This window comes from Vibrio splendidus 12E03 (assembly GCF_000272105.2).
GTDB classification, from domain to species: domain Bacteria; phylum Pseudomonadota; class Gammaproteobacteria; order Enterobacterales; family Vibrionaceae; genus Vibrio; species Vibrio splendidus_I.
Genome location: NZ_AJZD02000040.1, coordinates 18,913 through 27,486, shown reverse-complemented (window position 1 = coordinate 27,486; position 8,574 = coordinate 18,913). Strand labels below are relative to the sequence as shown.

5 protein-coding genes are annotated in these 8,574 nt (G+C 44.6%); all 5 read right to left on the bottom strand.

What is annotated here, in order from left to right; all coding sequences use genetic code 11:
• Positions 1–1,633: aconitate hydratase AcnA (gene acnA / locus A142_RS04305; protein ID WP_019820717.1), on the bottom strand; the 1,633-nt coding region annotated here is incomplete at its 3' end.
• A gap of 101 nt (positions 1,634–1,734) precedes the next feature.
• Positions 1,735–2,946, bottom strand: a complete 1,212-nt coding sequence (prpC, locus tag A142_RS04300; protein WP_019820716.1) for a bifunctional 2-methylcitrate synthase/citrate synthase — start codon at positions 2,944–2,946, stop codon at positions 1,735–1,737.
• A gap of 147 nt (positions 2,947–3,093) precedes the next feature.
• Positions 3,094–3,990: a methylisocitrate lyase gene (prpB, locus tag A142_RS04295; RefSeq protein ID WP_019820715.1), complete on the bottom strand. Its 897-nt coding sequence runs from the start codon at positions 3,988–3,990 to the stop codon at positions 3,094–3,096.
• A gap of 100 nt (positions 3,991–4,090) precedes the next feature.
• Positions 4,091–4,810, bottom strand: a complete 720-nt coding sequence (locus A142_RS04290) for a GntR family transcriptional regulator (protein ID WP_029405319.1) — start codon at positions 4,808–4,810, stop codon at positions 4,091–4,093.
• 390 nt (positions 4,811–5,200) lie between these two features.
• Positions 5,201–8,374 carry an HD domain-containing phosphohydrolase gene (locus A142_RS04285; RefSeq protein WP_019820713.1) on the bottom strand — a complete coding sequence of 1,058 codons (3,174 nt, stop codon included), beginning with the start codon at positions 8,372–8,374 and terminating at the stop codon, positions 5,201–5,203.
• Between the last annotated feature and the right edge of the window lie 200 nt (positions 8,375–8,574).

The following is an 8,574-nucleotide window of genomic DNA, read 5'->3' as shown; positions in this document are numbered from 1 at the left end:
CCAATGGCGGTGAGGCTAAAAACGCTTGTTTAGCATAGGGATGGATTCGACCATCAAAGTTTCGATTCCCCGACAACACAGCGGTTGAGTACAGGTCACGCTCGATGATCTCTTGTTGGATTTTAGGATCCAACGCCCCACTCATCCCGTTACAGGTAGTGCACGCATAGCCGACGATACCGAAGCCCAATTGTTCAAGTTCAGGAAGCAAACCTGCCGACTCGAGATAGAGTTTGGCAACTTTAGAACCCGGCGCAAATGATGTTTTCACCCACGGCTTACGAACTAATCCAAGCTGATTGGCTTTCTTAGCAACCAATGCCGCGGCGACCACGTTTCTTGGGTTACTGGTGTTAGTACAAGAAGTAATTGCCGCAATAATTACGGCACCATCAGGCATCTGATCATCGCTGTACTGCTTAGCATGCTGCTCTTTCCAAGATGCTTGACTGATGCCTTGTTCAGCCAGCTCTCTGGTTGGCAAACGGCGATGAGGATTTGAAGGCCCCGCAAGGTTACGCTCAACTTTAGACAAATCAAACTCAAGCACACGTTCGTATTGAGCGGAATCTAAGTCATCAGCCCAAAGTCCGGTTTGCTTGGCGTAACGCTCTACCAATTCAACCTGTTCAGGCTCTCGCCCTGTAAGCTTGAGGTATTGAATTGTCTGTTCATCGATATAGAACATACCCGCAGTCGCGCCATATTCTGGAGTCATGTTTGAGATGGTTGCACGGTCACCAATGGTCAGTGCGCGAGCCCCTTCACCGAAGAATTCCAAGTAGCTTGAGACCACTCTCTCATTGCGAAGGAACTCAGTAATCGCAAGCACAATATCCGTTGCGGTTATCCCTTCTTGTCTCTGACCAGTCAGTTTGACGCCGACAATATCAGGCAAACGCATCATTGACGGGCGACCGAGCATCACTGTCTCAGCTTCCAATCCACCGACACCAATGGCGATGACGCCCAGAGCATCAACATGAGGAGTATGACTGTCGGTACCGACACAGGTATCTGGGAACGCGATGCCCTCTTTGGATTGAATCACCGGAGACATTTTCTCCAAGTTAATCTGGTGCATGATCCCGTTACCAGCAGGAATCACACTCACGTTCTTAAACGCGGTTTTACACCATTCAATAAAATGAAAACGGTCTTCGTTTCTGCGCTCTTCAATGGCGCGGTTTTTATCAAAGGCTTCGCTATCAAAGCCTGCGTGTTCCACTGCCAGAGAGTGATCAACAATCAGTTGGGTTTCAACAACGGGGTTCACCTTGGCAGGGTCTCCGCCTTGGTCGGCAATCGCGTCTCTTAATCCAGCCAAATCAACCAAGGCTGTTTGACCAAGAATGTCATGACACACCACGCGCGCAGGATACCAAGGAAAATCTAAGTCGCTCTTACGTTCAATGATCTGTTTTAAGCTGTCTTCAAGGGTTTCAGGATCACAACGCCTTACCAATTGTTCCGCCAACACTCGCGACGTATAAGGCAAAGTTTTGTAAGCTCCCGGGGATATCGATTCTATCGCTTCACAAGCGTCGAAATACTCTAAATGAGTACCGGGTAAAGGCTTACGGTACTCATTTCGTTCAAGGTTCTGGGTCCGTTCAAGTTTCACATCAGACATACATCCACCATTATCTGTTAAATTCTGTTCGTTGATTCCCAAGGCCTTATCATATGAAGATAAAAGTCACCTCGAGATATAAGTCGGCTCGATATAGAGGACTAACGTAAATGGATTGGCAGCCAGTCTTGATGCTCTGGCCCGGTGTAGTCAGCACTTGGACGAATGATGCGATTATTTTCTCTTTGCTCAAATACGTGTGCAGTCCAACCTGTAAGACGGCTCATTACGAAGATCGGAGTAAATAGTTTGGTTGGGATGTCCATGAAGTGATAGGCAGAGGCGTGGAAAAAGTCCGCATTACAAAACAGTCCTTTCTCGCGCTTCATTACCGCTTCAACACGCTCAGAAACGGCGTAAAGCTGTTCATCTCCCACCTCTTGAGCTAGCTCTTTTGACCAGCGCTTGATTAGCGCGTTGCGTGGGTCGCTTTCACGATAAATGGCATGACCGAAGCCCATGATTTTGTCTTTGTTAGCAAGCATCTGCATGATGTTAGTTTCTGCTTCATCAGCGGTTTTCCAATCTTGGATCATTTCCATTGCCGCTTCATTCGCGCCACCATGCAGCGGGCCTCTTAGTGTGCCAATTGCTGCTGTAACGCACGAATGAATATCCGACAGCGTTGATGCACAGACACGGGCAGCAAAAGTAGAGGCGTTGAACTCATGCTCTGCGTAAAGCGTTAGCGAACAGTGCATTACCTTCTTATGCAGTTCACTCGGTGCTTTGTCCGTTAGCATCTTCAAGAAGTAGCCACCCAGGCATGCTTCGCTTTGATCTTCAGTATTAATGCGCACGCCATCATGGCTAAAGCGGTACCAATAACAAATAATCGCAGGGAAAAGCGCTAGCATTCGTTCGGTCGCAGGCAATTGCTCTGAAAAATCAGACTCTTGCTCTAGATTACCTAGCATCGAACAACCCGTTCTCATCACATCCATTGGATGAGCGTCTGCAGGGATAAGCTCCAACGCTGCTTTCAAAGGTTGAGGCAAGCCGCGCAAACCAACCAACAATGTTTTATAATCGTCTAGCTCTTTTTCATTGGGTAAATGGCCTCTTAGTAGCAGATGCGCCACTTCTTCAAACTGAGCGTGGTTAGCAAGGTCGGTAATGTCATAGCCACGGTAAGTTAAACCCGTTCCTGATTTTCCTACCGTACATAGCGCAGTCGACCCTGCACTTTGACCACGTAGACCAGCACCACCGATTGCCGGTGCGCTGGCTGGTTTGTTTGCTGTTTTTTCACTTTGTTGTTCTACTTTTGAAGCATTTTCGACAGCTGCTTTATCACTCAAAGATACAGACATGGTGAACTCCTTTTCTGTGTTAGCCGCCTGCACTCTTTGGTGCTGCCTATTTATATGTCCGATGATCTTTATCATCGGTACTGGATTTGGCGACTAGCCATTTCACGTTATTGGATTAAGTTGATTTTTGACTAATTGAAACTGGTTTTACCCTTCGCTTGAAAACAACTGATCCAGCTTGTTCTCGTAGTCGTGGTAATTCAGGTGTTCGTAAAGCTCTTTACGGGTTTGCATTGAATCCAATAGCGCTTCTTGATTGCCTTCAACTAACAAGTGTTTGTAAACATTCTCCGCGGCTTTGTTCATCGCACGGAACGCACTCAATGGGTAAAGCACCATGTCGACACTTGATTGGGCTAACTCGCTACAGTTGTAGAGTGGTGTTTGGCCAAACTCAGTGATGTTGGCCAAGATAGGCACGTGCTTACCTGTTGCTGATTTAAGCGCCGCCGAGAACTTCACATATTGATCGAGTTGATTCATCGCTTCAGGGAAAATCATGTCTGCGCCCGCTTCAACACAAGCTATCGCTCGCTCAATCGCGCTATCAATGCCTTCAACCGCCAATGCATCGGTACGCGCCATAATTACGAAACTGTCATCGCTTCTCGCATCGGTTGCCGCTTTGACTCTATCGACCATCTCTTGTTGGCTCACAATCGCTTTATTTGGTCGATGACCACAGCGTTTCTGAGCCACTTGGTCTTCCATGTGAATTGCAGCTGCGCCTGCCTTCTCCATGGCGCGAATCGTACGTGCAATATTGAATGCGCCACCAAATCCTGTATCAATATCCACCAGCAAAGGCAGATCACACGCGTTGGTAATACGTTCAACATCCACTAGCACATCGTTCAATGTGGTGATACCTAAATCAGGCAAACCATAAGACGCATTGGCGATGCCTCCACCCGACAAATAGATCGCCTGATGCCCCAAGTTCTTTGCCATCATCGCGCAATACGGATTCACCGTACCAACGATCTGCAATGGGTCGTTGTCTTGCACAGCTTGTCGGAACTTTGCTCCTGCTGATAACTTCATAATGACGCTCCCTGTTAATTGTTTATTTCTAGCTAACCTTTAAGACTTACGGCTTTTGGTTATCGCCAGCTCTGACCCGCTGACAGATACCAGTCGCCAGTTAATCAAGATCTTTGGATTGGATTTGTTGTTCTATAAGCAGTCGACTTCCCGATATGTGTCTTCGCATAAGCATTTCTGCTAGCTCTTCATCACGGTTACGGATCGCTTGTAGAATGTATTTGTGTTCATCTAGCGCCTCTTTTGGACGAGACTGCGCCCTAGGTGATTGATAGCGATACATGCGTAATAAGTGATAAAGCTCATCACACAACAACGAAATGAGTTTGCTGTTGCGACTCGCTTTGATAATGCGGTAATGGAAATCAAAATCCCCATGTTGATGAAAGTAAGAAGACCCTTCGACTTCATCGATGTGCTTTGAGTGTGTCGACAATAACCCTTCAAGCCCGACAAGCTCTTCTTGTGTGATATGTCTCGCTGCGAGTCGAGCCGCCATGCCTTCCAAAGCCTCTCGCACCGCGTAAAGCTCTAGCAGTTTTTCTGCCGAAAAAGTAATAACTCGTGCGCCAACATGAGGAATTCGTTCAATAAGCCCTAGCCCCTCCACACGCATTATCGCTTCACGTAATGGACCTCGACTTACCTCAAAGCGTTTAGCCAGTTCAGGTTCCGAAATCTTACTGCCCGGTAGTAACTCACCGCTAACAATCGCCTCAACGAGATACTCAGTGAGATTTTCTGATTTAGTGTTCTCTTTATCGCTCACACGTGTTTTCATGTTTGCATTTAAGCTGAGATCTTTTATTGCAGTATTCATATTCACGCTGCTCACTTCTGATTGCTGAACCTTAATTGTCAACAATTCCATAACATGAACATAAAATACACGATTAAATTGTCGACAATCAAGAAAATTGTCGACAATTTAGACTAAGGTAGTATTTTTATAGGCGATGAAAACTTACTAAAAATGGCAATAAAAACAACCTAACCACCTGTTACTTAATAACTTATAAAGAAAAACAGCGACTAAATTCTTACCTACTCCAAAATCACTCGAAACCAATGTGTCGACAACTTATAGCCGCACTTGTCAAACGGCAGACCCTTTGTGCCTATCGATATGCTTACCGATAAACAGCTACAAAAAAGGCGCACTCATGTGCGCCTTTCATTCATCGAACTCGTTCTAACAAGCCCCCTATTCTCAAGTAATCTGACGAGTGAATTCTAGGTATTTATTGATATCGACAAAATCAATCTGTTCCGGTTTGAGATACTCTTCTGCATAACGAACATGCGTACCACTGGTTAAGAACAATCTAAACAGTTCGATATCGAGATGCTCGTCCAATGCCATTTTATACATGATATCGACAGCAACACTGATTGGCTTCGCCTTCTTATAAGGCCTATCCGCAGCGGTTAACGCCTCAAAAATATCAGAGATCACCAGAATACGTTCTGGGATTGAGAGGTCATCACCAGTCAGCTTCCTTGGATACCCTGTACCTTTAAGTGTTTCATGGTGAGTCGACGCATAACGAGGAACACGGCTTAGCTCTTTCGGGAATGGCAGGTTTTCAAGCATCTTGATGGTACCAAGCATATGCTCATTTATCTTGAATCGGTCTTCAGCAGTTAACGTACCACGTGCAATGCTCAGATTGTAGACTTCGCCTAGGTTGTATAAGTGCTCCGGCACATCCATTTTGATTTGATGTTTCGGGTCAAACTCTAACGGCCTATCTCTTTTCACTATATGTTCAGGCTTATCACTTAACAGCAGCTCTGTCGCTGGCAAACTTGAACTCGATTCTCGATTCAAGGCTTCTATCGGTGATAGACCAAGTTGATCATCAAAGTTACGCATCCAAGTCGTCTCAGCTATCGAACGAATGCGAGCAACTTTGTCGTCACTCATGAACTCACCACCAACGTTTGATATCGCGATAAAGGCAAAGTCATCTTGTAGCTGCTGTTTCGTTGCCGCAAGCTCATCGGCTATCAGTTGCGTTGATAGAGTACCTTCAAGTTGTTTTCTCAAAGCAGTGATTTCCGCATCACGCCAAAGTACTTCAAAACGAGTTCTCACCTCGTGGATTCGGTTGTAGTTCGCTTCTAGCTTCGTACCTTTATCGACGATGTGTTCCGGTGTCGTGATCTTGCCACAATCATGAAGCCAAGCCGCAATTCTAAACTCACGGCGTTCGTCATCATTTTTAAACTCAAAGTCTCTGAAGTGCTCAGATTGTGATTGTTCAGCCGCGTCAGCCAACATCAAGCCGAGTTCTGGGACACGATTACAATGCCCTGCCGTATAAGCGGACTTATCATCGATCGCTTGAGCGATGAGCTTGATAAACGACTCAACAAACGCCTCTTGCATCTGTTCATGTCGTTTAATCTCCATAGCCATATCTTTTACGGCAACAGATAATTCCCACACTTCTTTGATTCGAGTATCAAGAATTGTCACGTTGTCATAATCACGCAGCTTAACCTTATGAGTCTCTTCCTCTAATTGGCGAATTGGATGCACTATCGGCGCACCAAAAGCCCAAGCAATAGGCAACGTCAAACTCATCAGTAACACCGTTACACCAACAGAGGTTGCTAGACGTTTATTGACTGTACTGAAGACTTCAGATTCGGGAATCAATACCGCAAAATACTCAGAGTAGTGTTCGCCCGTGTCTATTTTCTTTAAATAGAGATGTTTGCTCTCGCCATTCAACTCTACCCTTACCATACTGCCTTCAACCGTTGCTTCCTTAGTCAAATCATAAAGTTCAGTATAAGGAACCGTCGTATTCGTATTAAAGCCGGTATCATGCAGCCACTTTTTCGCTAAGGCATCAAGTTGTTCACCACTTAACTTGCTGATAGCTTGATCAATGATTGGAAGCAATTGTTGATGCTTGCTCTGCAGCACCAAATGAAATTGGTTTGAGTAGTTCTGTTTTAGATCTTCTAGAGTCCCATTGACAACAAGGCCTGGCTGGAAAAACCTATCTAATGCAAACGAGAGTACGGGTTCTGCTTCTAAGAAAGCAAAGTTCTCTTCGCTTTCAATTGAATTAAATGCAGACTCTAGGTTTTCAAATTCAACTAAATCAATGTTCGGAAAATCCTCCCTCAACTTAGGAATAATTGACCACCCAGATAAAATGGCCACTTTTTTACCCTCAAGCTCGGCATAATTAGTGACAACCTTCGCGCCGACCCTTGTCACGATAGAAAATGGCAATTCATAAATTGGAGTCGTGTATAGGCCATTTATGCCATTATTTGTATAATTTTGAACCGATTGCAGGCCATCAATACTTCCTTCTTGAAACTTACTGACAAGCTCGCCCCAAGAGAAACCATTAACAAATTCAAACCTGATCCCTGTCATCTCACCAATCATTTTAAGAAGGTCTATCGCATAGCCGTTTGGTTTTCCCGCCACTGAAAAGTCCATCGGCCCCCAATCATTTTGATTAGACACTAACAGCGGAGGGGTATCGTTAACCAAGGCTTGCTGCTCAGACGATAGCATCAATGTTGATACATCAAACTCCGATTCCTGATTGTTAACCTTGAGGTTAGACGCAATAATATTACCCGATTTCGAATATAAGAAAGACTCAACCATACTGTCTTCTGCTAAGCCAAGCGCCGTACTTGATAGTTTGCTAGCCAAAGAAGACAACACAATATCAATACCAATCACATGTTGAACTTCAGATTCTATTTTTGAATCAAACGCTAAAGAATAAGTTTGCCCGGTAATTTGTAAATGCTGGAAAAGATATGGCTGAGTTTTTTCGACCGACTGAACATTAGCAGAAACATACCAAGGCCTAGTAGTTGGAAGGTAGTTGCTCTGCTCCGTAGTTGAGTTTCTTAGCGCAAACTCTTGGTCAAAATATTTCGTCGTACGGACGCGCTCCTCCCCTATATTATGAATCTCAACCACAACCCAACGGTCCGTTTGTTGTGCACCGATTTTTTCTCTAACGACAGGGGCAGATTCTAGATTAATAATTTGGAAGAAGTTTTCATTAGACGAGCCAATGTAAATACTATAAAAGAGAGGGTTATCTTTAATTGCTTCTGAAAGAATAGTACGCGACTCTTCTTTCGATATTTTGTTATTGATAGAACGTTTCACTGAAGAAAGTAAACGCGCGGTATTGGCTGCGTCAGAATCAACCGCGCCGATATAGTTACTCAGCTCTTGGGACACCATCGTCAACTTTGATAGGGTATTCTCAGTCGCCATTTTTTTACTGAAGTAATATTGCAGTGAAACCGCAACAACAGCGGTAAGAAATGTCGCGAGTAAAAACATTCCTCCAACAGTAAATCGTAACGAAATTTTTTTGTCTGTCATTATTCGATCCTTGAATAACCACTAGCTCAGAAATGTAACGTGCCAGCTATAATCATATTATTACAGTAGCAGTGCACACCTAGCAACATATTATTCTATATATTAAAGAGCGCCTCTCCATATCACTCTTTGTGTCGCAATAAGTACCCTCTCTAATGATACACAGCAGTATAAAGCGACCAGCAGTCAAAAAAATTGTT

Coding starts and splice junctions, on each gene's coding strand:
- prpC (WP_019820716.1), bottom strand. CDS start 2,946: ATGTCTGTATCTTTGAGTGATAAAGCAGCTGTCGAAAATGCTTCAAAA.
- prpB (WP_019820715.1), bottom strand. CDS start 3,990: ATGAAGTTATCAGCAGGAGCAAAGTTCCGACAAGCTGTGCAAGACAAC.
- A142_RS04290 (WP_029405319.1), bottom strand. CDS start 4,810: ATGAATACTGCAATAAAAGATCTCAGCTTAAATGCAAACATGAAAACA.
- A142_RS04285 (WP_019820713.1), bottom strand. CDS start 8,374: ATGACAGACAAAAAAATTTCGTTACGATTTACTGTTGGAGGAATGTTT.